General features: G+C 62.0%; 28 protein-coding genes and 1 tRNA gene. 13 read left to right on the forward strand and 16 right to left on the reverse strand.

Annotated features, from left to right (window positions below):
* The first annotated feature begins 64 nt into the window (after nucleotides 1-64).
* From prfB to NKJ91_RS23430, 4 genes are all read left to right on the forward strand, one after another.
* Nucleotides 65-1,196, forward strand: a protein-coding gene (prfB, locus tag NKJ91_RS23415; RefSeq protein ID WP_156948021.1) for a peptide chain release factor 2 whose coding sequence is annotated in 2 segments (ribosomal slippage) — nucleotides 65-130 and nucleotides 132-1,196 — 1,131 coding nt in all. Because the reading frame shifts where the segments join, the coding sequence is not laid out codon by codon here.
* 472 nt (nucleotides 1,197-1,668) lie between these two features.
* On the forward strand, nucleotides 1,669-2,055 hold the full coding sequence (locus NKJ91_RS23420) for a hypothetical protein (RefSeq protein ID WP_031212810.1): 387 nt from the start codon (nucleotides 1,669-1,671) through the stop codon (nucleotides 2,053-2,055).
* A 177-nt stretch (nucleotides 2,056-2,232) separates the two neighbouring features.
* On the forward strand, nucleotides 2,233-2,601 hold the full coding sequence (locus tag NKJ91_RS23425) for a GFA family protein (RefSeq protein WP_023679923.1): 369 nt from the start codon (nucleotides 2,233-2,235) through the stop codon (nucleotides 2,599-2,601).
* Between the two features lie 174 nt (nucleotides 2,602-2,775).
* Nucleotides 2,776-3,423: a YiaD family glycine zipper/OmpA-like lipoprotein gene (locus tag NKJ91_RS23430; protein ID WP_023679922.1), complete on the forward strand. Its 648-nt coding sequence runs from the start codon at nucleotides 2,776-2,778 to the stop codon at nucleotides 3,421-3,423.
* A gap of 90 nt (nucleotides 3,424-3,513) precedes the next feature.
* Here the strand turns inward: NKJ91_RS23430 and NKJ91_RS23435 are convergent, their stop codons facing one another.
* Nucleotides 3,514-3,786 carry a DUF2798 domain-containing protein gene (locus NKJ91_RS23435; protein WP_352457451.1) on the reverse strand — a complete coding sequence of 91 codons (273 nt, stop codon included), beginning with the start codon at nucleotides 3,784-3,786 and terminating at the stop codon, nucleotides 3,514-3,516.
* Nucleotides 3,787-3,836: 50 nt separating this feature from the next.
* Nucleotides 3,837-4,721: an NmrA/HSCARG family protein gene (locus tag NKJ91_RS23440; RefSeq protein WP_352457452.1), complete on the reverse strand. Its 885-nt coding sequence runs from the start codon at nucleotides 4,719-4,721 to the stop codon at nucleotides 3,837-3,839.
* Between the two features lie 120 nt (nucleotides 4,722-4,841).
* Between NKJ91_RS23440 and NKJ91_RS23445 the strand changes: the two genes are divergently transcribed.
* Nucleotides 4,842-5,735: a LysR family transcriptional regulator gene (locus tag NKJ91_RS23445; RefSeq protein ID WP_352457453.1), complete on the forward strand. Its 894-nt coding sequence runs from the start codon at nucleotides 4,842-4,844 to the stop codon at nucleotides 5,733-5,735.
* 26 nt (nucleotides 5,736-5,761) lie between these two features.
* Here the strand turns inward: NKJ91_RS23445 and NKJ91_RS23450 are convergent, their stop codons facing one another.
* Nucleotides 5,762-6,004 (reverse strand): YjiS-like domain-containing protein, encoded by a 243-nt coding sequence (locus NKJ91_RS23450; RefSeq protein ID WP_352457454.1) that lies wholly within the window; start codon nucleotides 6,002-6,004, stop codon nucleotides 5,762-5,764.
* Nucleotides 6,005-6,179: 175 nt separating this feature from the next.
* On the opposite strand from NKJ91_RS23450, the gene NKJ91_RS23455 reads away from it, so the two are divergent.
* Entirely contained in the window at nucleotides 6,180-8,192 is a 2,013-nt protein-coding gene (locus NKJ91_RS23455) for a BTAD domain-containing putative transcriptional regulator (protein WP_352457455.1), read from the forward strand.
* 81 nt (nucleotides 8,193-8,273) lie between these two features.
* On the opposite strand, the gene NKJ91_RS23460 is transcribed toward NKJ91_RS23455, so the two are convergent.
* The 7 genes from NKJ91_RS23460 to NKJ91_RS23490 form a co-directional block, all read right to left on the reverse strand.
* Nucleotides 8,274-9,869, reverse strand: coding sequence for a DEAD/DEAH box helicase (locus NKJ91_RS23460; RefSeq protein ID WP_352457456.1), 1,596 nt, complete (start codon nucleotides 9,867-9,869; stop codon nucleotides 8,274-8,276).
* A 190-nt stretch (nucleotides 9,870-10,059) separates the two neighbouring features.
* Nucleotides 10,060-10,833, reverse strand: a complete 774-nt coding sequence (locus NKJ91_RS23465; protein WP_023679915.1) for an NAD kinase — start codon at nucleotides 10,831-10,833, stop codon at nucleotides 10,060-10,062.
* Between the two features lie 461 nt (nucleotides 10,834-11,294).
* The gene (locus NKJ91_RS23470; RefSeq protein WP_352457457.1) at nucleotides 11,295-12,056 is read right to left on the reverse strand and encodes an MBL fold metallo-hydrolase; all 762 of its coding nucleotides are present in this window, start codon (nucleotides 12,054-12,056) and stop codon (nucleotides 11,295-11,297) included.
* Nucleotides 12,053-13,123, reverse strand: a complete 1,071-nt coding sequence (locus tag NKJ91_RS23475) for an ABC transporter ATP-binding protein (RefSeq protein ID WP_352457458.1) — start codon at nucleotides 13,121-13,123, stop codon at nucleotides 12,053-12,055. The genes NKJ91_RS23470 and NKJ91_RS23475 overlap by 4 nt, the downstream gene beginning before the upstream one ends.
* Nucleotides 13,120-13,902 carry an ABC transporter permease gene (locus NKJ91_RS23480; RefSeq protein ID WP_352457459.1) on the reverse strand — a complete coding sequence of 261 codons (783 nt, stop codon included), beginning with the start codon at nucleotides 13,900-13,902 and terminating at the stop codon, nucleotides 13,120-13,122. The genes NKJ91_RS23475 and NKJ91_RS23480 overlap by 4 nt, the downstream gene beginning before the upstream one ends.
* A gap of 2 nt (nucleotides 13,903-13,904) precedes the next feature.
* Nucleotides 13,905-14,744, reverse strand: a complete 840-nt coding sequence (locus NKJ91_RS23485; RefSeq protein WP_352457460.1) for an ABC transporter permease — start codon at nucleotides 14,742-14,744, stop codon at nucleotides 13,905-13,907.
* A gap of 13 nt (nucleotides 14,745-14,757) precedes the next feature.
* The gene (locus tag NKJ91_RS23490) at nucleotides 14,758-15,864 is read right to left on the reverse strand and encodes a polyamine ABC transporter substrate-binding protein (RefSeq protein WP_352457461.1); all 1,107 of its coding nucleotides are present in this window, start codon (nucleotides 15,862-15,864) and stop codon (nucleotides 14,758-14,760) included.
* 91 nt (nucleotides 15,865-15,955) lie between these two features.
* On the opposite strand from NKJ91_RS23490, the gene NKJ91_RS23495 reads away from it, so the two are divergent.
* Nucleotides 15,956-16,570, forward strand: a complete 615-nt coding sequence (locus NKJ91_RS23495) for a TetR/AcrR family transcriptional regulator (protein WP_023679909.1) — start codon at nucleotides 15,956-15,958, stop codon at nucleotides 16,568-16,570.
* Nucleotides 16,571-16,625: 55 nt separating this feature from the next.
* On the opposite strand, the gene NKJ91_RS23500 is transcribed toward NKJ91_RS23495, so the two are convergent.
* Entirely contained in the window at nucleotides 16,626-16,826 is a 201-nt protein-coding gene (locus tag NKJ91_RS23500; protein ID WP_352457462.1) for a DUF2905 domain-containing protein, read from the reverse strand.
* A 43-nt stretch (nucleotides 16,827-16,869) separates the two neighbouring features.
* On the opposite strand from NKJ91_RS23500, the gene NKJ91_RS23505 reads away from it, so the two are divergent.
* Complete coding sequence (locus NKJ91_RS23505) at nucleotides 16,870-17,331, forward strand: DUF2569 family protein (protein ID WP_352457463.1); 462 nt, start codon at nucleotides 16,870-16,872, stop codon at nucleotides 17,329-17,331.
* 64 nt (nucleotides 17,332-17,395) lie between these two features.
* Here NKJ91_RS23505 and NKJ91_RS23510 read toward each other — a convergent pair whose 3' ends face one another.
* The 4 genes from NKJ91_RS23510 to NKJ91_RS23525 all read right to left on the reverse strand — a co-directional run bounded on the left by NKJ91_RS23510 (nucleotide 17,396) and on the right by NKJ91_RS23525 (nucleotide 19,092).
* Complete coding sequence (locus tag NKJ91_RS23510) at nucleotides 17,396-18,034, reverse strand: cupin domain-containing protein (protein ID WP_352457464.1); 639 nt, start codon at nucleotides 18,032-18,034, stop codon at nucleotides 17,396-17,398.
* 135 nt (nucleotides 18,035-18,169) lie between these two features.
* Nucleotides 18,170-18,367: a hypothetical protein gene (locus tag NKJ91_RS23515; protein WP_084641813.1), complete on the reverse strand. Its 198-nt coding sequence runs from the start codon at nucleotides 18,365-18,367 to the stop codon at nucleotides 18,170-18,172.
* A gap of 268 nt (nucleotides 18,368-18,635) precedes the next feature.
* Nucleotides 18,636-18,875, reverse strand: a complete 240-nt coding sequence (locus NKJ91_RS23520) for a hypothetical protein (protein ID WP_352457465.1) — start codon at nucleotides 18,873-18,875, stop codon at nucleotides 18,636-18,638.
* 141 nt (nucleotides 18,876-19,016) lie between these two features.
* Nucleotides 19,017-19,092: transfer RNA gene (locus NKJ91_RS23525), tRNA-Thr, on the reverse strand.
* A 157-nt stretch (nucleotides 19,093-19,249) separates the two neighbouring features.
* Between NKJ91_RS23525 and NKJ91_RS23530 the strand changes: the two genes are divergently transcribed.
* The 3 genes from NKJ91_RS23530 (at nucleotide 19,250) to NKJ91_RS23540 (ending at nucleotide 20,730) form a co-directional block, all read left to right on the forward strand.
* A complete protein-coding gene (locus tag NKJ91_RS23530; protein WP_352451069.1) occupies nucleotides 19,250-19,417 on the forward strand; it encodes a hypothetical protein in 168 nt (55 codons plus the stop codon).
* Between the two features lie 192 nt (nucleotides 19,418-19,609).
* Nucleotides 19,610-19,909 (forward strand): BA14K family protein, encoded by a 300-nt coding sequence (locus NKJ91_RS23535; RefSeq protein WP_352457466.1) that lies wholly within the window; start codon nucleotides 19,610-19,612, stop codon nucleotides 19,907-19,909.
* Nucleotides 19,910-20,373: 464 nt separating this feature from the next.
* Nucleotides 20,374-20,730 carry a hypothetical protein gene (locus NKJ91_RS23540; RefSeq protein WP_352457467.1) on the forward strand — a complete coding sequence of 119 codons (357 nt, stop codon included), beginning with the start codon at nucleotides 20,374-20,376 and terminating at the stop codon, nucleotides 20,728-20,730.
* Nucleotides 20,731-20,770: 40 nt separating this feature from the next.
* Here NKJ91_RS23540 and bhcR read toward each other — a convergent pair whose 3' ends face one another.
* Nucleotides 20,771-21,628: an HTH-type transcriptional regulator BhcR gene (bhcR, locus tag NKJ91_RS23545; RefSeq protein WP_352457468.1), complete on the reverse strand. Its 858-nt coding sequence runs from the start codon at nucleotides 21,626-21,628 to the stop codon at nucleotides 20,771-20,773.
* Between the two features lie 203 nt (nucleotides 21,629-21,831).
* On the opposite strand from bhcR, the gene gcl reads away from it, so the two are divergent.
* Nucleotides 21,832-23,613: a glyoxylate carboligase gene (gene gcl / locus NKJ91_RS23550; RefSeq protein ID WP_352457469.1), complete on the forward strand. Its 1,782-nt coding sequence runs from the start codon at nucleotides 21,832-21,834 to the stop codon at nucleotides 23,611-23,613.
* Nucleotides 23,614-23,636: 23 nt separating this feature from the next.
* A complete protein-coding gene (hyi, locus tag NKJ91_RS23555) occupies nucleotides 23,637-24,434 on the forward strand; it encodes a hydroxypyruvate isomerase (RefSeq protein WP_352457470.1) in 798 nt (265 codons plus the stop codon).
* Nucleotides 24,435-24,655 lie beyond the last annotated feature (221 nt).

The following is a 24,655-nucleotide window of genomic DNA, read 5'->3' on the forward strand; positions in this document are numbered from 1 at the left end:
CCGTGCCGTCCCTATGTATCGCGCCACCAAACCGCCATCCAGCAACAGGACAGAACAGCCAGCCATGCGCGCGGAAACGCAAAATATTGTCGACGAGATCAGGCAGGCGATCACCCTGCTGAGGAGGCATCTTTGACTGGGACCAAGCCATAAAGCGGCTTGAGTACCTGAATGTCCGTGCCGAGGATTCGAGCCTCTGGAACGAGCCGTTGGAAGCGCAAAAGCTGATGCGCGAGCGTCAGGGCCTCGAGGAAGGTATTGCCGCGGTCAAAGGCCTCACCCAGGCCCTGGAAGACAATATCGGCCTGATCGAGCTTGGCGAGGAAGAGGGCGACGAGGGCGTCGTTGCGGAGGCCGAGGCGGCGATCCGCTCGATGCGCGGCGAGGCCAAGGCGCGCCAGATCGAAACGCTGCTGTCGGGCGAGGCTGACGCCAACGATAGCTATCTGGAAGTCCATGCCGGCGCCGGCGGCACCGAAAGCCAGGACTGGGCCTCGATGCTTCTGCGCATGTATACGCGCTGGGCCGAGCGCCGCCGCTTCAAGGTCGAGGTGCTGGAAGTGCATGACGGTGAAGAAGCCGGCATCAAGTCCGCCACGCTGCTGATCAAGGGCCACAACGCCTACGGCTGGCTGAAGACGGAATCCGGCGTGCATCGTCTCGTGCGCATTTCGCCGTATGACAGCAATGCGCGCCGCCACACCTCCTTCGCCAGCGTCTGGGTCTATCCCGTCATCGACGATACGATCGACATCGACGTTTCCGAATCCGACGTCCGTATCGACACGTATCGGTCGTCGGGATCGGGCGGCCAGCACGTCAACACCACCGATTCGGCCGTGCGCATAACCCATCTCGCCACCGGCATCGCGGTTGCCTGCCAGGCCGAGCGCTCCCAGCACAAGAACAAGGCCAAGGCCTGGGAAATGCTGCGCTCGCGGCTTTACGAGGAAGAGCTGAAGAAGCGCGAAGCGGTGGCGAACGCCACGGAAGCGTCGAAGAGCGATATCGGCTGGGGCCACCAGATACGGTCCTACGTGCTGCAGCCCTATCAGCTGGTGAAAGATCTGCGCACCGGTGTCGAGAGCACCAGCCCGTCGAGCGTGCTCGACGGCGACCTCGACGATTTCATGGAGGCCTCGCTGTCGCAGCGGATCGAGGGTGGCGCCGGCGAAACGGTGGCCGATATCGACTGAGGCTGCCGGCACCAACCCGGCAGGAATGTGGGTTCATCACGCGAGAGTTACGGCCATCGTGCGAGAGTGACGAGCTCTCAATTTGCACCTACCTGTCGTTCTACAACTTTGTTTTTCGTAGAGTTTTTCAAAATCGATTTCGGCTTTTGACGCGGATGCCTCGGGCCTGCCGGTGCCAAGCCTGGAACCAGCGCGAGCCAAATCCCGTTATTGGCGATCCCGCTGCCGGGGTTGACCAGGTTTCGTCAATCAGGACGGCAGGTTGGTTCCGGCTGCAGAGGTCGGCGTTCGATTGCGACAGCAATTCCTTGCGCCAACCAAGGAATCAGCCCAGCATTCATGCGCTGGGGAGGAAAAAAGCATTTATGGCCGGACGCGGCGTATCTGCGACCTGACGATCCGGCCACTGGGAAGACACGTTCCGGGAACGGGCAAGCGAAATGCTTGACAACCGTTGATAGGAACTGCGCTCATGCCTGCTCTCACAACCAGACCGGCCCCAGTCGCCCGCACGGCGCGCCGACTCCTGAATTCACTTGTCGCGGCAGTGGTTTTGATTGCTGCCGCCATTCCATTTGCGGCGCCTGCTCTGGCGCATGATGCCAAGCCGACCGCGGCCATGCCGCAAGGCTGGAGCTATCCGTTCTCCTGCTGCTCGGGCTATGATTGCCGCGAGGTCTCTCAGACATCGATCAGCGAACGTCCCGAGGGCTATGTCATCAAAGGAACCGGGGAGGTCGTGGCCTATAGCGACAAGCGGATCAAGAATTCGCCCGACGGCGAATATCATTGGTGCTCCGTTGCCGGTGCCAATGACGGAAAGACCATCTGCCTGTTCGTGCCCCCATCGTCCTACTAGCGCATGACGCCCAAAAGCTTGCCCACGGGCTGACCCGAGCGTGTGCAGCGGTTTTGGATCGATGGGCCTTCGATCTGTGCATCGCAGGCTCACAAGCCTGCTGACCGGCAGTTGTCAGGAGCGTTTCTTTATGCTGCCTTTGCCGTACGGGGCGGCGGCATTGTGAGGGACCAATTCATGACCATCAAGGCAAGCTGCCACTGCAAGGCGACGACGTTCGAGGTTTCGCAAGCGCCGCAGACAGTGACGCGATGCACCTGTTCCTTCTGTTCGAAACGCGGTTCGTTGTGGGCCTATTACACCCCATCGCAATTCAGACTCACCAGCCCGCCGGAGAATGTTTCGTTCTACCAGTGGGGATCGAAAACCATAAAACACGGTTTTTGCGCCACCTGCGGCTGTGGCACCTTCACCGAGACGCCGGACTGGTCGACAGGCGAGCCGAATTTCGACAATCCGAAGATCAGCGTGAACTCGCGGCTGTTCGACGATTTCGATCTCGACAAGGTCGAAGTGGTGGTCATCGACGGCAAGAATCTCTGGTAGCCGGTCGAATTGGGGTGGTCGCGCGAGCCGCTGCAGGCGTGTGGAATTGAGCCGGGGAAAGCCGCGGCAACGGCTTTTGCTGGTCCGTTTTTCGCCGCATTTCATGGTACAAGTCGCTGGAAGGGCTGATGCGGTGCGCCGTTGCGCGGCCGTGGAATGGAGAGGGACCACCATATGAAAAAGATTGTGCTCGCCGTCGTGGCGACGGCTGTGCTCGTGAGCGCATGCACCACCGATCCCTACACCGGGGAACAGAAGGTTTCCAACACCGCTGCCGGCGCCGGTCTCGGTGCTTTGGCGGGTGCCGGGCTCGGCATGCTTGCCGGCGGTAACGACCGCCGCAATGCGCTGATCGGCGCGGGCATCGGCGCGCTTGCCGGCGGTGCCATTGGTGCCACCATGGACCAGAATGAGGCCGAACTGCGCCGACAGCTTCAGGGCACCGGCGTCAGCGTCACCCGCACCGGCGACCAGATCATCCTCAATATGCCGTCCGACATCACCTTCAACGTCGACCAGGACGCGGTGAAGGCCGGTTTCTATCCGGTGCTGAATTCAGTGGCCCTTGTGCTGAAAAAGTTCCGCCAGACCACGGTCGACGTGTTCGGCCACACCGACTCGACCGGCGGCGACGAGCACAATTTCGACCTGTCGCAGCGCCGCGCCCTGGCGGTCGCCAACTATCTGTCCGGGCAGGGCGTCGATTCCCGCCGCTTCGCCGTCACCGGCTTCGGCAAGACGCGTCCGATCGCCTCCAATGCGACGGCTGCCGGCCGGGCTCAGAACCGCCGCGTCGAGATCCAGCTGTCGCCGCTCACCTGAGGCAAGCACATGAACCGAGAGCGGCCCCGTCCGGGGCCGCTCCAATGGTTATGCCGGACCACCGGCCGCCGGCGCCCTTCGTTCGCGATATCAGGACCGGGCCGGCTGATCGACAATTGCGGCAACGATCCGGCGCACGATCGGAAGCACAATCAGCAGGCTGGGAAACGCAACAAGCCATGAAGCGCCCCACGCATAGCTCCAGGCCGCTATGAACCCGTTCGTCCAGCCTGCGCCGACTGCCGTCGAAACCGCCGAGACAATCGAGGACATCAGAATCGAAAGAACCAACGGCATCACCACCGCGCCGTAGGAGGGCGGCAGCTTTCTCAACTTGAAGGCTCGATCCGGTGATGCTTGCATCGAAATCTCCCAATCAGAAAAAATGTGCGTCAGCGTTACTGTGAGGACGATCAGGCGGCATATGCCGCCTGCAGCGCCAATTCCCGAATGAAGCTTTGCAGCGAACGCGGCTCGCGGCCAAGGGCGGCGCGCAACGCCTGGCTGTTCCCGCCGAGGCCGTATTTGGCGTAGTGGCTGTGTACTTTGGCCAGCATCTGCAACTGCCGGTCAGTATAGGGAAGGCGGGCCTTCGCCGCCCAGTCCTGAAATGTCGGCTCGCCGGCCGAAACCGGCCGGCCAAGCGCTTCGCTCATCATGGCGACGACCTCTTCGCGGCTGTGCATACCGTCGGCGCACAGCTCGAGGGTCGCATAGGACAAACGCGCTTCGGTCAGTGCGATTGCCGCCACTTCAGCCACATCGCGATAGTCGACGCGGGCGAGCTTCGCCGTCCTTGGAAACGGCTCGGCGAAAACGCCGTGCTCGACGACAGACGGCCAGGCCGCCGCGATATTTTGCATGAAATTGGCCGGGTGCAGAATGGTGTACTCCATGTTCGTCGAATAGAGGGCAGCTTCGACGGGTACCTTGCTTGCATGGTTTTCCAGCCTCGTATTGGTCGGCTGGATCACCGACGAAAAGACGAACTTTCGAACGCCTGCTCGCGCCGCCGCCTCAACCATGGCAACTCCCATGGCGGCTTCGTCGGGAGCAAAGGCCGGTCCGATGTGAAAGACACCGTCGACACCTTTCACGGCCTGCTCAAGGCTCTGATGGTTGCGCAGATCTCCGATCGCGATCTCGGATGCGCCGGCTTTTCGGGCTTTTTCGGCACTCGCGGCGTCACGAACAAGCGCCCGAATCCTGGTATTGCGGCCGACGAGTTCAGGCACCACCAAACCGGCAACGCGGCCTGTGGCACCTACTACCAGGACCGTTGGACTGGGTGTTCGCATGACAATCTCCTTCCCTCGAGTCTGCCTTTCGGCCTGTGCAGGGAAGATAAAATCTAGCGAACTGCGTTACAATTCATCGATTTTGCCATAGTTTCTCCCGGTTTTCGGGAGAAATAGGCGATGAGCCGGATAGATGATTTCGAAGCCTTCATTGCCATTGTCGAGCATGGCAGTCTGACGGCTGCCGCACGCCGGCTGAACCGCTCGCTGCAGTCGGTCAGCCGGTCCTTGGCGACATTGGAGGAATCGATCGGGGTCGAGCTTCTGCACAGGACGACACGCCGCTCGACGCCGAGCGAAGCCGGAGCGGCCTTTTTCCAGCGCATCAAACCCGCCGTCGAGGAAATTAACGAAGCCAGGCTTCAGGCGGCCAATCGACGGTCGGAGCCATCGGGCATCCTGCGTGTGAGTGCCCCAGTTCTGTTCGGCCCGGACTTCCTCGTGCCGGTTATCGCCGACTATATGCGGACATATCCCCGGGTTGAGGTTGACCTCCAGCTTTCCGATGAATTTGTCGATCTTGATGCCGAGGGCCTCGATTTGGCTGTCCGGATCGGCAATTTGCCGGATTCCAATTTACGTGCGAAGCCCCTGGGCGCGCTGCGACGCGTGGTGTTCGGCGCACCTGCCTACTTCCAGCAACACGGCCGACCGGCCCATCCGCTCGAATTGCGTGAGCATGAATGCATCGTGCGAACCGTCGACGGCCGCCCGGGCGAATGGATGTTTCAGATTGAAGGCAAGCCCCGGCCGGTGAAGGTTGCGGGCACTTTCCGGTCGAATTTGATGATATCCATCTATGCGGCCGCGGTTCACGGATTGGGTCTGGGCTACTCGCCGCTTTGGCAGGTAAAACACCTGGTGGACGATGGCCGCCTGGAACTGGTTCTAACCGAATTCGAGCCGGTGCCGGTGCCGATACACGCCGTGTGGCCGGAAGGCAGGTCGTCCTCAGCCAAAGTTCGCGCTTTTCTGGATCTGTTGGCGTCTCGCCTGGAACTCAGGAATCTTTAGGGCCTAGACCAAACTCAACGCCGATCTTACCTCATCGACATTAAGTTCGTGATTAGAACAGCCGTGGCGGCATCGAGTGCGGGTTGATGGACCTCCGAATGACCGATGTCCTTCAGCTGTTCGGTCGTCAGATCTGCCAGTGCCCTGCGTCTCGCGACGGTCCGCCGCCATCCCGTGAAGGCAGCGATCATCATTGCTGCGCCTTTCAGGCTAGACGCAAGCAAGCGGTTGGACATGCTGCGGGCGGCGCGAGGTTCCGTGTGAGCCATTGTTTTGGTCTCCCATTTCCAGTTTGTGGGTGGGAGCGTGCCACGCAGGCGTTTTCGGGCTGTTCGGCTGTGCGTGAACAACTGGGAGAAGTCCGACGATCCGCCGTTAAATCGGTGTTAAATCAATCTACCGAGATGCTATTCTGTCGCTGCGGTCAAAGTCTGGAGACGATTTGTGCGCATCCGGTTGCTTGGTGGCCTGGAGGTTACTTCCCCGGAGCATCGGCCTGTCCGGTTCGCCACACGCAAGACTTCGCTTCTTTTTGCTGCTCTGGTTCTCGCAGGCCGCCGCGGCCATCGTCGCGAGCAGCTTTCCGAAGTCTTTTGGCCGGGGCGAAGCAATGGGCAGGCCCGCAATAGTCTGCGGCAAGCGCTGGTCGACATCAGGCGCACGTTCCCGGCCAGCTTGGATGCCACCGTCTACATCGATGGGGATCAGGAAACCGTTGCGCTGATTGCCGGACCGGATGAGGCGGACATCTCGATCTTCGACCGGAAATTAGAGGAGGGCCGAACCACCGATCTCGCCTTCGCCGCCGATCTCTATCGCGGTGAGCTGCTTGCCGGGCAAACGATTCCTGACGAACTGGACGAGTGGTTTGGACCCTTTCTGAGCAAGTATCAGCGCAAGGCGCTGCAGTTGGTCGATCGGCTGAGCCTGGCGCTGCCCGCACCCGGCTCAGCGGAAGAGACGGCCTGCGAAGGGCTCGCGGAGAGATTGCTCGCCTCGGATCCGACGGCGGAGGCAGCCCATCGGGCGCTTATCCGCATCCACGCTCATCGGGGCCACGAAAACGCCGCTTTGCGCCAGTTCGAGCTGTGTCGGGCAGCTTTAAAAAAACATCTGAATGCGGACCCAGAGGAGCAGACAAGCTCACTTGCGGCTTCCCTGCAGTCCCGTGAAAGAACTGAACGTCAGCGGCCGGAGCCAAGCTCTGGCGCCGCATCACTGGCGCAGGTTCTGGCGGTCCCGACGAGGCGCGACGACCAGCCGTCGATTGCGGTGCTGCCGTTTCAGAATCTAAGCGGTGATGTGGAGCAGGAATATTTCGCCGACGGCATGGTGGAAGACATTGTCACCGCCTTGGCTCACTTTCGTCACCTGTTCGTGGTCGCACGGAATTCGAGCTTCACCTACAGGGGACGGTCCATAGATATAAAGCAGGTCGGGCGTGAGCTGGGCGTGCGCTATGTGGTCGAGGGAAGTGTTCGCCGGGCGGGCGACCGCCTGCGCATCGCCGGGCAGCTCATCGACACCTCGACGGGGGCCTATCTCTGGGCCGACCGTTTTGATGGAACGCTCGCCGAAGTTTTCAATCTGCAGGACCAGGTCGCCTCGAGCATCGTCGGCGCAATCACACCGAAAATGGAGGAGGCTGAGATCGAGCGTGCCAAACGCAAACCGACAGAAAGCCTCGATGCTTATGACTACTATCTCCGCGGGCTGGCGGCCTTTGACCGAACGATCACTAGTAGATCGGCCATTGACGACGCCTTGCGCCTCTTCATGAAGGCGATCGACCGTGACCCGGAGTTCGCGATAGCCCATGCGCGGGCGGCGCGGTGCTATGCTACCCGAAAAAGCAACGGCTGGATGGTCGACCGTGCAGAAGAGATTGCCGAAGCTACTCGACTGGCCAGGAGAGCGGTCGAACTCGGAAGGGACGATGCAATTGCGCTTTCCTACGGTGGATACGTCCTCGGCTACGTAGGCGGCGACCTTGATGATAGTGCGGCTTGCATCGATCGCGCGCTCGCTCTCAACCCGAACTTGGCCGCTGCTTTGGGCGTCAGCAGCTGGGTGAGGGCTTGCTTGGGCGAGCCAGGCAAGGCCATCGAGCACGCTGCGGGCGCCATGCGTCTGAGCCCGCTGGATCCACGCCTGTTCGCTTGGCAGTTCAACACCGGGCTCGCTCATTTTTGTGCAGGCCACTACGATGACGCCGTCGCTTGGGCGGGAAAGTCGCTGCGGCACCAGCCGAACTACGTGAGCGCGATGCGTGTAGTGGCGGCCGGTCATGCCCTTGCGGGGCGCCTAACGGAAGCGCAGCAAATGATGGCCCGGCTTTGCGAGTTCGATCCCTCGCTGCGGCTTTCGAATCTCGCCGAGGTGCTGCCGCCGTTTTATCGACCGGACGATCGCAGCAGATATATCGAAGGCCTTCGCAAGGCGGGCCTGCCGGACTAACCCCATCTCAGCGCGAAGCGAGGCTGTCTTATGCAGGTTTCGGTGCTTCGCGCGTCCGCAGGACGCACAAGCGCTGCAGCATCAGACCTTGGCGACGATCCGCATGAAGGCCGGCATGTCGTCGCCGAAGCCGACGGTCGCGTCATTGTCTTCCTGGCGCTGGCGGGCAGGGCGCTCGCGCTGCGGCCTGGTGTCGCCCCGTTCCGGCGCGCGCCGTTCGTTGCGATCCGGCGAAGCCTTCCGTTCAGGTGAAGCTTGGCGTTCGCTGTTTTCCGACCGGATCGCGTCCTTGCGGGTACGCCGCTCGCCGATGCCGGCGACCGCGGCTTCGGCCACGACCGGCTGTTCCTCGCTAACCGCTTCCGGCGCTGCTTCTTCGCTGCGCTTGACGTGGCGTTCACGCGGTTTGCGCTCGCCCCTGTCCTTGGCGTCGTCCTTGCGGCCGGCACGGCGTGGCGCACCGCGGCCACGGCGCGGGGCCTCATCCTCGCCGCCTTCGCTGGCAACGACCGTCGACAAATCGCCGTCATGCCACTCGATCTTCGTGCCGATCAGCCGCTCGATGGCGTCGATGTATTTGGTGTCCGACTTGGTCGCGATGGTGAAGGATTTGCCCGAGCGCCCGGCGCGGCCGGTACGGCCGATGCGGTGGACGTAATCCTCCGCGTGGATCGGCACGTCGTAATTGAAGACATGGCTGACATCAGGAATGTCGAGGCCGCGCGCCGCGACATCCGAAGCAACGAGGTAGCGCAGCTTGCCGTCACGGAAATTGGCCAGCATCTGCATGCGCGCGCGCTGGTCCATGTCGCCGTGCAGAGCGCCGGCGTCGAAATCATATTTCAGCAGCGAGCGGAACAGCTCCGATACCTCGATCTTGCGGTTGCAGAAGATGATGGCATTCTTCAGCTCGGCATCCTCGGCTTTCATCAGATTGCGCAGCGTCTCGCGCTTGTCCCAGGGCTTTGGCCCGGATTTCACCAGCCGCTGGATGATGTTGGTGGCGGCCGATGCAGCCTTCGACACTTCGACGCGCACCGGCGCGTGCAGGAACTTCTCGGTGAGCTTGGTGATTTCCGGCGGCATCGTCGCCGAGAAGAACAGCGTCTGCCTAGTGAACGGGATCATCTCGCAGATACGTTCGATGTCGGGGATGAAGCCCATGTCGAGCATGCGGTCGGCCTCGTCGATGACGAGGATCTCGACGCCGTTGAGCAGGAGCTTGCCGCGCTCGCGATGGTCGAGCAGGCGGCCGGGGGTCGCGATCAGCACATCGGCGCCGCGCTCGAGCTTCTTGTCCTGCTCGTCGAAGGACACGCCGCCGATCAGCAGTGCGATGTTGAGCTTGTGGTTCTTGCCGTATTTGACGAAGTTTTCCTCGACCTGCGCGGCGAGCTCGCGCGTCGGCTCGAGGATCAGCGTGCGCGGCATGCGGGCGCGGGCGCGGCCCTTTTCCAGCCGGGTGAGCATCGGCAGGACGAAGGACGCCGTCTTGCCGGTGCCGGTCTGGGCTATGCCCAGCACGTCCTTGCCGAGCAAGGCGTGAGGGATGGCGCCAGCCTGGATCGGCGTCGGCTCGGTGTAGCCGGCATCGGTAACTGCGGAAAGGACCTTCGGCGACAGACCGAGGTCTGCAAAGGTCAACGCTTCTTGAGCGATCTGGGTGTCTGAGGACAAGTTTGGCTGTCTTTGGCTGGTTCGGGGGCGCAACATATGCAGTCGCGGCAAGCGCCGCGCGCCTGCAAGATTGGTATTGCAGGTAGGCGCAAGCCCACGATTTGTCAACACAAACGGGCGGCATTGGCGCGATTGTGAAGTCGTAACCTTAATCGCGATGCTTAATTTGCGCAGTGGACGCTGCGCCGGCTCAATACCTGAACTGTTCGGCGAGAATGCGCTCGTTCCACGAATGGTTGGGATCGAACAGCAGCGTCGCCGTTGCCGTCGGCGATTCCCTCACCGTGACCGTCGTCACCGCCTTGACCTCGGTGTGGTCGGCGGCGGCATTCACCGGCCGCTTTTCCGGCTCCAGAATGTCGAAACGCACGATCGCCTTGTTGGAGAGCAGCGCGCCGCGCCAGCGGCGCGGACGAAACGGGCTGACCGGGGTCAGCGCCAGCAGCGGAGCGTCGAGCGGCAGGATCGGCCCGTGCGCCGACAGATTATACGCGGTCGAGCCGGCCGGCGTCGCGATCATCACGCCGTCGCAATGCAATTCCTCCAGCCGCTCCTGCCCATCCACGGTGATGCGGATCTTGGCCGTCTGGTACGACTGGCGCCAAAGCGCGACCTCATTGATCGCGAGCGCCGAAATCGTCTCGCCTTCGGCCGTCACCGCCTGCATCTCCAGCGGACGGATCGTTTCGGCAACGGCCGCCGCGATGCGCCCGGTCAAGCCGCTGGCGCGGTATTCGTTCATCAGGAAACCGATGGTGCCACGGTTCATGCCGTAGACCTTCTTTCCCGTGCTCATCGTCTCACGCAGGGTCTGCAGCAGAAAGCCGTCGCCGCCGAGCGCCACGACGATCCCGGCTTCTTCGACGGATGCCTGGCCGTAACGTGCAGAGAGGCTTTCCAGCGCTGCATTGGCGTCGGCTGTACCGGATGAGACGAAGGCGAAACGGCTGGCGGTTTTGCTCATGGCTCTCAACGACAACCGATTGGCGACGACCGTCTGGCGACCGATTGGCGGCGACCGGTTGCTGGGCCGCGCCAGCGCCGGGTTAGCATGGGTGGGCATTTCTGCAAAGGGAGGGAGGTGCCTGGCGATGGCGACCAAACAAGCCGCACTCGCGCATCATGTCGGAGGACAAAATGATGTGATGGTTAAGACTCGCCTTAAACTCTCGTAAAGCCGGATCGATCATGTTAGCCGGCAGCGGACGGGCGGCGTGGGGGCTAACCAGTCGAGGCCGATCTATTGCCGCTGGCACGCTTGATTATTGTCTTCCTGATGCTGGCAAGTTTTGCCCTGGCTTTCGCGGAACTGGTGCGCCAGTCGGAGGAAAAGAGCTTTAGACCCGAGCCCACGGCCTCACGCTGCGGCGACGCGGCGGGGACACCCTGTCCGCAAAGGGCGCTTTGACGCCACAGCGCCAGTGCTTATCGGGCTTGCAACAGATGGCAGCCGGCCTGGCGCTTTTGCGCGAGGTACTCGTCGACAAGCTGGCGATAGCGGACTTTGCCGAAGCTCGGGAAATGGCCGCCGTGAACGACCGAGACATCGAGATCGCGCATGCGCAGCAGCGTTTCGACATAATCGTCGATATCGGAGTGATAGACGTCGTCGATCAGCGGGCCGTCATAGATGATGTCGCCGGAAAACAGGATGCCCGTCCTGTTTTCGTAGAGCGCAATGCCGCCGGGTGAATGGCCGGGCGTATGGATGACCTCGAAGGCACGGTCGCCGAGATCGACGATGTCGCCTTGCTCGAGCAACCGGCCGGCTGGTGCGGGCAGGATCCGGTAGCGCTTCGTGTCCCAACCTTGCGGCATGCCGTCGAACATCTCGTCAGTGGCATAGCGGTCGGCAACCGTCCATTCGTTGCGTGGATCGGCGAGGATTTCGGCCTCGGCCGGGTGCACGCAGCGGTCGGGAAATTCGTGATGGCAGCCGATATGATCGAAATGCGTGTGGCTGGCCACGCAGGTGAGCTTGCGCTCCGTGACCAGCGGCACGTGGCGGCGCAGGCTGAAATGGCCGAGGCCGGTGTCGAACAGAAGATCGCGGTCGCGGCCGCGCACATGCCAGATGTTGCAGCGGAAGAACGGCTTGATCCACGGCTCGTGGATCAGCGTCACGCCATCGCCCATGCGGATAGTTTCGTACCAGTTAGGAGCGTCGATGATTGGAAGCGTGCTCATGTTTGGTCCGCAAGCAGGATGATGTCGCCAGCATCGCACGATACCGCGACCACGTCGCCCGGCTGGACGGCCGATGCCGAGGGAACCTTGGCGATGAAGTGCAGCGCCGGGTCGGTCGTGGAGGTCCCCAGCACACGCTTGAAGCTGCCCTGGAAGACGACGTCGCTGACCTTGGCCGTACCGAGCGCCACAGCACCGCCGGCAGCGCCGAGAACAAGATGCTCCGGCCGGACGGCCAGCGCAACGGTCGAGCCGGCCGGCAATGTGCCGGGCAAAGAGAGCGACCCAAGCTTCGTGGTGACGGTGACTTTGCCGCTCTTCGCCTCGGTCACCGTTCCCGATAACAGCGTGCTTTCGCCCATGAAAGTCGCGGAAAAGCGCGTCGCTGGCCGTGCATAGACGCGCTCGGGCGGTCCTTCGTCCTCGATGCGCCCGTCGTTCATCACCACGCAATGATCGGCCAGCGCCATCGCCTCTTCCTGGTCATGGGTGACGTGGATGAAGGCGGTGCCGACGCGTTTCTGGATCGCCTTCAACTCGTCCTGCATCTGCCGGCGCAATTTCAGGTCGAGCGCGCCGAGCGGCTCGTCGAGCAGGAGCACCGCCGGCTCGACCACCAGGGCGCGCGCCAGCGCCACGCGCTGCCGCTGACCACCGGAAAGCTGGTGCGGCTTCTTGTCGAAGGCAGTGGCCAGCCCAACCAGCGCCAGCGCCTCGCGTGCCCTTGCTGCCCGGGTTGCGCCATCGACACCCCGCATGCGCAGCCCGAAGCCGACATTGTTGCCAACGCTCATATGCGGGAACAGCGCATAATCCTGGAACACGGTCGTCGTCGGCCGCTTCGCCGGTGGCACGGCAGTGCAGTCCTCGCCGCGGATCAGCACCTTGCCTTCGCTCGGCGTGACGAAGCCGCCGAGGATGGACAGAAGCGTCGTCTTGCCGGAGCCGGACGGCCCGAGCAGGATCGTGTAGCTGCCCGGCTCGATCGTCAGCGAGACGTTCTTCAGCACCGTGTGCTGGCCGAAGCGATGCGAGACGGAGCTTATATCGACCAGTGGCGCACTCATGCCGGCTTCCTCCGCAACAGCATCAGCTCGAACAATACCACCAGTACGATGGAGACGGCGAAGACCAGCGAGCCGACGGCGTTGGTCTTCGGATTGAGGCCGGAGCGCAGCAGGTTCCAGATCTCGACCGGCAGCGTCGTATCGAAGCGCGTCAACAGGAACGAGATGACGAACTCGTCCCAGGAGAAGGTCATCGACAGGAAGAAACCGGCGAAGAGCGCCGGCGCCATAACGGGTACGGTAATCAAAAGCAGCACCTTCCATTCGGGCGCGCCGAGGTCGCGCGCGGCGCGCTCGATGTTGATCTGGTGGTCGCCCATCTGGCTGTAGACGATGGCAAAGCAGAGCGGCAGGTTGATCACCACATGGCCGATGCCGGCGGCAGTGAGCGACTTCGGCACGCCGGCCCAGTTGAACAGCACCAGCAGCCCCATGCCGATGATGAGATAGCTGACGGTCAAGGGCAAGGTGATCAGCCCGCGCATCAGGCCCGAGCCCGGCAAGGCGAAGCGCGCAAAACCCCAGGCGGAGAGAAAGCCAAGCGTGACGGCGACAGTCGAGGAGACGACCGCCACCAGCAGCGAATTGACCAGCGCCGAAGTCAGCCGCGTGTCGGCGAGCACGGCCTCGTACCAGCGCAGCGACGGCCCGGTGAAGGGCGGGATCGGAAACGAGGTTGCCTGCAGCGAAAACAGCACCAGAACGATGACCGGCAGAAAGATGAAGCCGTAGATGGCGATGGCGTAAAGGCCGGAGACGAGGCGGATGAAAGCGCGCATGGTCAGGCCCGCTCGATCTTCAGCCAGCGGGCGCAGGCGAGGTAGGCGATGGTGACCACCGCCATCAGGATGATCGACAGCGCCGAGGCGAGCGGAAAGTCGCCGCGCCGGCCGATCTGCATCATGACGAGCTGCGGCATCAAAAGCTCGTTGTTGCCGCCGAGGATCTGCGGCGTGATGTAGTCGCCGATGCACAGCACAAAGGTGAGGAAGGCGCCGACCATGATGCCAGGCAGCGTCAGCGGCAGAACGACATGCAGGAAAGTCCGCAGCGGCCCGGCGCCGAGGTCGGCGGCGGCCTTCCGGTAGCTGGGGCTGAGCTGCTTCAGATTGGCGAAGATCGTCAGCGTCAACAGCATGACGAAGAAATGCACGAAGCCGGTGATGGTGGCCAACCGCGTATTGGCGAGCTGCAGCGGTTCGCCGAACAGGCCGGAGCCGGTCAACGCGCGGTTGACGACGCCGTTCTGTGCCAGCACCAGCAGCCACGAATAGGAGCGCACGACATAGGAGGTCCAGAACGGCAGCACCGCCAGCATCAGCGCCAGCCGCTGCCAGCGCTCCGGCACCTGTTCGGCCAGAATCCAGGCAAAGGGATAGGCAAGCAGCACCGAGATCAGGGTGACGATCGCTGTGACCTGCAGCGAGTTCACCATCGCCTGCCCGTAGGACGGATTGGCAAAGAACTGGCTGTAGTTGGACAGCGTGAAGCCGCCGCCTTCATGTGCCGTCAGGCTGGATACCGCCATGGCGACGAAGGGCAGCACGAAGAACAGCAACGTCCAGCCGAGCGCCGGCGCGACCAGCGCCCAGGGCAGGGGGCTCTTTGCCGCAACGCTCACGACCGGCAGCCGGTCATTGCGCCTGCAGCATTTCGGTCCAGACGTCCTGCATCTTCTTGTCGAGATCGGCATTCGGCGCCGGATAGGACTGGGCGCGGGCGAGGAATTCCGGCTGCTCGTCGAAGCGCAGGATCTTCTTCTGCTCATCGCTCAGGGCCGCCTTGCTGTTGGCCGGCATGCCCCAATAGCAGGACGAGGTGGCGAGCCGCGCCTGGCCTTCGGGGCTCATAATGTACTGGATGAATTTAAGCGCCAGCTCCTTGTTCTTGGAATCCTTGAACATTGCCAGCGACTGCGACCACAGCACGGCGCCTTCTTTCGGGATAGAGAAGTCGAGGGCAGGGTTTTCCTTGGCCAGCCCCGCCGTCACCCATTCGCCGCCGCCGACCAGAATGTCGACCTCGCCGGTCGCCAGCGCCGTCTGGCTGGCGGTCACTTCGCCGACCAGCTTGGCGTTGGCCTTCATTTTGAGCAGCTCTTCCTTGATGGCGGGAAGGTCGGCTTCGGTCAGTTCCGCCGTCTTCTTGCCGATCGCCAGTGCGGCCATGCCGATGACCGGCAGGTAATAATCGTAGATGGCGATCTTGCCCTTGTATTTGTCGCCGGTCAGCGCCGCCATCGACTGCATGTCGGCCGGGTCGACTTTGGTCTTGTTGTAGCCGATCGTGTTGTAGCCGAACTTTTCGGTGATGCCGTAACGCTTGCCGTCGACGACGGTGGAGCTATCCATCTTCACCTGCGGAAACAGGTCGACCAGCGGCAGCTTGTCTTCCGGTAGCGGCTCGAACAGGCCTTTTTCGACACCGCGCGGTACGTCGATGCTGTCGATCACCATCACGTCCCAATCGCCGGGCTGTGATTGATCGATGATGGCCAGGCCGGCGCCGGTGCCTTCGAACTCCTTGACATTGACCTTGACGCCGTTCGCCTCCTCGAACGGCTGCAGCAGCGCCGGATCGGCGTGATCGCACCAGATCAGTGCGTTGAGATCCTGCGCCTGAGCGAGGCTGCCCGCCGCCAGCAGCAGTGCTGCCGCGGCACAGGCGCCTTGGAGATGGCTCTTCAGAACGGAAAGCGGATTCCTGGCGGTTGGATTGGTGGTCTTTGGATTGACGGACATCGAGTGTTCTCCCTTGCCTTTTTGGCTTGTAGGAAAAAATTGAACCAATTCTAAAATTGAGTCAATTCTGTTTTTGTGGCAAACAGCCGCTATGAGCGGATTGCGGGCAAGGCAGAAGGCGGATCGGCACCGCCGCATCATCGAGGCAGCGGCGGCGCTTTTCCGCGATGCCGGTTATGAAGGCGCCAAGATCGAGACCATCGCCGCGCAGGCCGAAGTCTCGGTCGGCACCATCTACAATTACTACCAGAACAAGGGCGACATCCTCGGCGCCATCGTCTCGATGGAGGTCAACGAGGTGCTGAATGCCGGGCGCGGCGTCGTCGCCAACCCGCCGGCCAATGTCGGCGACGCGCTGGATACGCTGCTCGGCATCTATATCGAGCATTCGCTGCATTACCTCAGCAAGGAGATGTGGCGGCAGGCGATGGCGATCTCGACGCAACTGCCCGACAGCCCGTTCGGCCAGGCCTATACCGCGCTCGACCGGGCATTGACCGAGCAAATCCGCGCGCTGATCGTCCGCCTGCAGGCGCTCGGCCTGGTGCGCCGCGACATCGACGGGCCGGCGCTCGGCGAACTCATCTTCAACAACATGAACATGATGTTCATCGAATTCGTGAAGCGCGAGGAGGCGAGGATTGCCGAACTGCGCACGGCGATACGCAGGCAGAACAGGATATTGGTGGCGGCGATCGGAGTGTAAGAAGATCAAGGGCGAGTTGGGCCTGCAACACAAATCGCCGCAGCCGGAGCATCGCCTAACGGTTGATCAGCCATAGAATGGCCGAGAGCACGATGCTGACCAGTATCCCCGTGGTGATAGGGACATAAAGCCTGAAGTTCTCACGCTCGATCACGATATCGCCGGGCAGCCTGCCAAGGCCGGTCCGGGCCAACCAAGGCCACAGCAGGCCTAAGGCAACTATGCTGAGACCAACGACGATCAGAGTTCGCGACATGGCAGCATCCTGCCGGAAATAGCATCGTGCCAGAAATATAGTGTTGACGGGTCTTGCAAGCAGCGCTTCCTTTTCGATGTTGCCTCTTGAGTTGAGGTTGAAAAATCTGATACAACCTAAAAGGGTATCACGCGAGGGCTATCGACAGCTAATGACGCTCCCCAACGGCGCCTTGGCGGTCTACGGCGAGATTGCCCTGTTGCTGGCGTTTCTGGTGCTCCAGGTGGTTGTGTTCGTTGCAATGCTCCGGCGGAGTTCCCGCTTCAGGCAGCTGTTCCTGTATCAATGGTTTGCAATACCAATCGTATTTATTCTGGACACGGTGTGGATCTCAGCGGTTATGAGCGCTCCTGTGAGCTTGGTGCTTGCAGGGGCGGGGCTGGTAATGCCCGCAGTTTCTTTTGTCCTGACCGGGATCTGGGTCGCCTACGTCTACAAGTCGGTCAGGGTGAGAAACACGTTCGACAGGGCCGCGATATCCGGTCAGGTCGCGAGTGCTTCATAGAGCTTGCCGTGAGTCCTATGTATGGCTGCCGATAAAAATGCCGGGCGCCTAGTATGGACCCGGATCACCCAGCCGTTAGGCCTGCTCGAGCGAGGATTTCAGGAGCCGGCATGACATGCCCGTGCGGCTTGCAGTAGACGGGGTCGATCGCGTGATAGCCAAGCAGATGGCCGAGTGGCGCCAGGATCCCCAGCGCCACTCGCTGAATCGCAGGTGGCGGGTGCGTGAAGACGATCACGTCGGCAAATTCTCTGGCGATGACTGCTGCCTGAAGCGGCGAAGGTCTACCTTTTCTGTCCACCTTGCCGGCATTGGCCAGGCCGAAGAGCATGCCGATCAGCAGCTCGAAACGGTTCGGGTCGACATTGTCCGCACCTGGCGCCCGGTCGACTTCGACCAGGACATGCGCTTCTTCGGTTTTGCTGCTGTTCCACCAATCATGTGCGACGCCTGCTTCGACCGTGGCGGATTGGCCAGGCCCCAGGGACAAAGTCTTCCCGGCGATGCAAGCGTCGAGACGGCCACGGAGGACGGTAAACCGTTCCGTCAGATTCGGGTGGAAGTGCTCGCCCACCACTGCGGCTCCCGGCCGGGCGGTCAGATGAGCGATGCCAGGTCCCTGGCCGCGGTCTTCGGTGCCACGCAGGATGACCGCATATTCGCCGGTCACCTTGTTCTCGTAGACATCTCCACAGCGTGACATGGATCGGCTCCGGAGTTTCAGAGCACCACTGCCCGGCAACTCTATCGTCAAAGGCTTGGTCGTTCAACGACGCTCCAACGGGCGATTGCGGAAACACCAGTTGCCGGCTCTTCGTCAACGCGGGCGATCAGCGCTCTACCGAACATGCTTAGGCGGCCGCGCTCGCGGAAACGGCACGACCGTCAGTGGCGCCTTGCGGAATTCCGCGATGGCTATTTCTTCAATCAGCGCGTCGAGGGCCTCGTTGACGCGTCGGCTCGTTTCATCCGCGCCGCAGAGGCGGTTTTGTGCGCACTCCAAAAGCTCGCGCGCCGCGGCGAAATCACTTCGCATGACAACACCCTTTGGTTCTTGGCCCGCCGCACCGACATTGTCGGCGCGCTTAATTGAGCGAGCGCTAATATACACAGGGGCAATTTAATCGAATGCTGTTAAATGGCCCGGAGCCGGAGAGGGGCCGAAATGATGGCCCTGTAGGGGCGAGACACGAATAGGCTCGGCGTCTCCTGGTAGGAGATGCCAAAGCGCAATCTGGCATCAGATTAAGCCGGCAATTTCACGCGAGGTTTGTGGTTCCCCGACGGGGACGGAACGCGTGGCCCTAAAACGTTCTTGGGCGGCTTAGATATTCTCTGGCGGCGGCAATCTGGCGCCGGTGCTCGCGCAGGAAGGCTGCGCCGAAACAAATGGCGAAGGCCAGTACTGAAAGGCTTGTCGTTGCTCTTGATGTTGGATCGGGATCGGGACTTAGCAGGAAACGGAAACCGAACGCGAAGGCGAAGACGATAAATCCGCCAAATATGCCGTTGATGAAGGGGGCGGTCGTGCGTTTCTGCTCCAACGGAAACTCCCATGGTTTCCGATGCAGTTATATGCGTTTGAATTGATGTGCCACCGCTCTTGACGGCCCGACCCTGTGGAAATCGGGGATGACCAGATATCGATGCCCGTTGAGAAGTCCTCGCAAGGAGCCGTTGATTGCTGGTGCCCCCGGACGGAATCGAACCGCCGACCTTCGGTTTACAAAACCGCTGCTCTACCAGCTGAGCTACAAGGGCACGGCGCTCCGGTTAGCATATCTGATGCGCCAGTAAAGACAAAACTCCGTTTTCGGCTGCCGTGAACGCGCCGGTTCTGCCGCCGGGGCGTCCTGAAAACGGCCAATTCGCTTCCTATATTTGATCGAAGGTGCAATCGCATCAGCGAGGCAGTCGCATGATCAGGTTTGTCATCATTCTCCCGCTCGTCGTCGTGGCCTGGGTTCTCCTGGTGAAGCTCATCAAGGACCTGAAGCACGCCAATATCGACTGGACCGGCGTCACCACCATCATCGGCTTCATCGCGCTCGCCTTCTGGCTTCGCCATATCACCGGCATGGGCTGAGGCCTGCCGGTTGTTCCGGTGAACTGTCGACGGCGCGACCGTTCGTGGTCGCGCGGATGACCGCCACCTTGCTTCGACCAGGCGATTTCTCCCTTCGAAAAAAATCCAAAAGGGCCTTCGAACCTTTTTCCTTGTTGCGACGACTGATGGTCAAGAGGCGGTTGGATCGCCTCCCACAACAAGGAGATCGTCATGTTCAAGCGCACCATCATTTCCGGCCTCGTCGCCACCACTGTCGCCGCCGCCATGCTGGTCGGCACCGTTCAGCCGTCGGCCGCCCATCACAAGCACAAGCACCTCGGCATCGGCATTGCCGCAGGTGTCGGCGGCTTCCTGCTCGGCAGCGCGCTGGCCCAGCCGCGCACTGTCTATATCGAGGAAGGCGGCGGCTCGTGGCACGTCCGGCGCTGCCTCAATCGCTACCAGAGCTACGACCCGTACTCGGACACCTATGTCGGCTACGACGGTTATCGTCATCGCTGCCGACTTTGAGAGCCACTACTGCCAATTTTGAGAGGAGGTGACCGTTTCAGGCAACCGGAAGAAGGGGCGCCCATTGCCCCTTTTTCTGTGTGTCTGAGTGGCAGGGCAGAGGGGTTGTTCCTCCGACCTCTTAGGACCTGGGTTCCTCGCCCGCCGCGAAGCGGGGGAGAGGTGGCCGCCCACGGGTCTTGCCTTCGGCAAGCCCGAGGACAGGCTCCGCGGCCGGAGAGGGGGCCTTCGTAGGGCGCGGTCCCTCTCCGTCGCGGCTTCGCCGCGCCACCTCTCCCCACTTCCGTGGGGCGAGGAACCCAAGCTGGAATAAAGCCGCGCTCCGTCAGCCTCTCTGTCCTGTCGAACATCGCCCACTTAAGGCGAGATCGGATGCCGCTTCAGCATTCGCCAACACTCTTGCCGATGTACAGCGATTTCCCAACAGCCTAATCTGCACCGATACCGAAACAGGGGGAGGGCGCTTGGGCGAGCACGATCCGAACGAAGAGCCGATCGAGACGGTTTTCCGCAACGGCACAATCACCACCGTCGGCATCCTGCTGGCGTTCTCGCTGGGCTTCATCACGCATTGGGCCGCCAACCCGATACCATGGGAAATCTATCACCTGGCCGCCGTCGCGCCGATTTTGATCGGCATTGCCCTGCAGATACGAGCGCTGCGGTTGCTGCTCGACATAACGTCTCTACAACGGCGCGTTTATGAACGCGCCAATCGTATCTTCATTGCCGGCCTCATCTTCACCGCCTGCGGAGTTGGGCTGGCGATGCTGCTTGATTTCTACGACCTATCGACCAAGAGCGCGGTGCCCGGGGCCTAGCTCTGGCCATCCTGGCAGATGTCGCACCATTCCGCGCCGGTCAGCGCTGCCATGCGCTCGGCTCGCTGCCAAGGCCGGGAGGGGTCGGCAGCCCGCCGATCATCCTCGTCACCTCCGCCGCCGCATCGCGCACAAGCGGGCCGATCTCGGCCAGCCGTTCCGGCGTGACCCGTACTGTCGGCCCGGAGACCGAAACGCCGCCGATCGGCTCGCCGAATTCATTGAAGATGGCGGCGGCAACGCAGCGCATGCCCGGATGCCGCTCCTCGTCGTCTACCGACCAGCCGCGCAGCTTGATCGTCACCAGGTCGCGAGCGAGCGCCGAGATGTCGGACAGCGTATTTTCAGTGAAGCGCTCCAGCCCGGCCCGGCGCAGGATGGTGGCGACGCGCTCCGGCTCGAGATGCGCCAGCACCGCCTTGCCGATACCCGAGGCATGGAAGGAGCTGCGCGTGCCCGGCCGGAAAAAGGCGCGGATCGCTTGGTGCGTCTCGACCTGACTGACGAAGACGACGCAATCGTCCTCGGCGACGCCGAGATTGGCGGTCTCGCCGGTCTTCTCCATCAGCTCCTGCATGACGATACGGGCGCGGTCGACCAGCTTGCGGCGGCGCAGGAACGCCGCGCCCATGCGATAGGTCTCGACGCCGATCGACCACAGCTGGTCGGTGCCGTCGAACTCGACCATGCCATGGTTCTCCAGCGTCGTCAGCATGCGGTAGGCGGTGGATGCCGGCAGGCCGGAACTGGCGGCGATCTCGCTCAGCGACAGGCCACTGCCATCGGCAACGATTGCCAGGATGCGCAGCGCCCGGTCTAGCGACTGGACCGAAGCGGCCTCGGACGGCCCGTTGAAGGCGCGCGGCCGGCCGCGCTGGCGTTTTTCGGTGGTTTCCATCGGGCCATTCTTCGCTCTGTTCGCCCAAACAGGCAATGAAAAAGTTTTTCGCCGATTTGCGAAGTGAATTCGTGGAAAACAGAAAGTCAAATCAATTCAATCCAGAAGAGCCGTTTTCTAGAAATGGAAAAATATTCTGAAAAAATTGAAAAATCATTGGTGCGCTGGCATCATCGGCTATCAACAATTCCGTGGAGGCTGACATGGCCAGGATGCGCGCAGTCGACGCAGCGGTTCTCGTTCTCGAAATGGAAGGCATCTCCTGTGCCTTCGGCGTGCCGGGTGCTGCGATCAACCCGCTCTATTCGGCACTGAAGGCGAGGGGCAGTATCCGCCACATCCTTGCGCGTCACGTCGAGGCGGCCTCGCATATGGCCGAAGGGTTTACCCGCGCCAGATCGGGCAATATCGGTCTGTGCATCGGCACCTCGGGTCCTGCCGGCACCGACATGATCACCGGCCTCTATTCGGCCGCTGCCGATTCAATTCCCATCCTCTGCATCACCGGGCAGGCGCCGCGCGCGCGTCTCAACAAGGAGGATTTTCAGGCCGTCGACATTGCGGCGATCGCCGCACCCGTCGCCAAATGGGCGGTCACCGTCATGGAACCCTATCTGGTGCCGATGTCGTTGCAGAAGGCGTTTCATCTGATGCGCTCGTCGCGGCCGGGGCCGGTGCTGATCGATTTGCCTGTCGATGTGCAACTGACCGAGATCGAGTTCGACATCGATGCCTACGAGCCGCTGGTGCCGTTCAAGCCGGCAATGTCGCGCGCCCAGGCGGAGAAGGCGTTGACGATGCTGAACGCGGCGGAAAAGCCTGTCATCGTCGCCGGCGGCGGCATCATCAACGCCGATGCGTCCGATCTGCTGATCGAGTTCGCCGAGGTCACCGGCGTGCCTGTCATTCCGACGCTGATGGGCTGGGGCGCGATCCCCGACGACCACCGCCTGATGGCCGGCATGTGCGGGCTGCAGACCTCGCACCGCTATGGCAATGCCACGATGCTCGAAGCCGATTTCGTTTTCGGCATCGGCAACCGCTGGGCCAACCGCCACACCGGTTCGGTCGACGTCTACACCAAGGGCAAGAAATTCATCCACGTCGACATCGAGCCGACGCAGATCGGCCGGGTCTTCGCACCGGACCTCGGCGTCGTCTCGGACGCCGGTGCGGCGCTGAAAATGCTGCTCGACGTCGCCACCGAATGGAGGACGGCCGGGAAATTGCGCGACTGGTCGGGCTGGGCCGGCGAATGCCGGCAGCGCAAGAAGACGATGAAGCGCAAGACCCATTTCGACCAGGTGCCGCTGAAGCCGCAGCGCGTCTACGAGGAGATGAACAAGGCGTTTGGCCGCGACACCACCTATGTCACCACGATCGGCCTGTCGCAGATCGCCGGTGCGCAGTTCCTGCACGTCTACAAGCCACGCAACTGGATCAATTGCGGCCAGGCCGGCCCGCTCGGCTGGACATTGCCGGCAGCCCTCGGTGTTCGCGCCGCCGATCCGGACCGCACAATTGTGGCATTGTCCGGCGACTATGATTTCCAGTTCATGATCGAGGAACTGGCGGCCGGCGCACAGCACGGATTACCCTACATCCATGTCGTCGTGAACAACGCCTATCTCGGGCTGATTCGCCAGGCGCAGCGCGGATTTTCGATGGACTTCGAAGTCAGTCTCGCCTTCGAGAACGTCAATCGACAGGGCGATCCAGAGGCGGGCTACGGCGTCGACCACGTCGCCGTTGCCGAGGCGATGGGCTGCAAGGCCGTCAGGGTGCGCCGGCCGGAGGAATTCGCCGGCGCGTTCAAGGAGGCGCAGCGCCTGATGAACAAGTACCAGGTTCCGGTGGTGCTCGAATTCATCCTCGAGCGCGTCACCAACGTTTCGATGGGTACCGAAATCGACAAGATCACCGAATTCGAGGAGCTAGCCGAACATCACGAAGATGCCCCCACGGCGATCGTCATGCTCGATTAAGCCGCATATGAGGAACTACTGCCATGCTACGGTTCTCAGCCAATCTTTCGATGCTCTTTGACGAGCATGACTTCCTCGACCGCTTCGATGCCGCCGCCCGCGCGGGCTTCAAGGGCGTCGAGTATATCGGCCCCTATGACCATGCGCCGGATGTCGTCGCGGCCAGGTTGAAGAAGAACGGGCTGACGCAGGTCCTGTTCAACCTGCCTGCCGGCGACTGGGCCAAGGGCGAGCGCGGCATCGCGATCCTGCCCGACCGCATCCCGGAGTTCCGGCAGGGCATTGCCAAGGTCGTCACCTATGCCCATGCGCTTGGCTGCGAGCAGGTCAACTGCCTCGCCGGCATCGCGCCGCAAGGCGTCGATCGCTCCGTGCTGGAAGACGTCTTCGCCGAGAACCTGGCTTTCGCGGCCGAAAAGCTGGAGCAGGCCGGCATCAGGCTGCTGATCGAGCCGATCAACACCCGCGACATTCCGGGCTTCTTCCTGAATTACTCGGACCAGGCTCTGGCCCTGATCGACCGCGTCGGATCGAAGAACCTGTTCCTGCAATACGACATCTATCACATGCAGATCATGGAGGGGGATCTCGCCCGTACCATAGAGGCAAACCTCAACCGCATCGCGCATATCCAGCTTGCGGATAATCCCGGCCGTCATGAGCCGGGGACGGGCGAGATCAATTTTCCCTTCCTGTACAACCACATCGACCGCATCGGCTATGCCGGCTGGGTCGGTGCGGAGTACAAGCCCAAGGGCGGAACGGAAACCGGGCTCGGGTGGTTTCGGGACGCGGCCGGGCAGGGGAGTGCGGCGGCATAGACGCTACGTGTCGCACGTCACGTTCCTTCGCGCCCACCTCTGGCCTGCCCTCTTTGCCAAAACTTGGCATCTCCCCCACAAGGAGGGAGATTGAATGTCACCGCCGCTTTCGCCAATTTTCGAGGTCGGGAACGTTTAAGGGCCGGCGCGGCAACTGCCGATCTCCCCACTCGTGGGGGAGATGGCCGGCAGGCCAGAGGGGGGGCGCGCAGGAACGCCCC

It is taken from the genome of Mesorhizobium sp. M0040 (assembly GCF_040323505.1).
Taxonomy (GTDB): domain Bacteria; phylum Pseudomonadota; class Alphaproteobacteria; order Rhizobiales; family Rhizobiaceae; genus Mesorhizobium.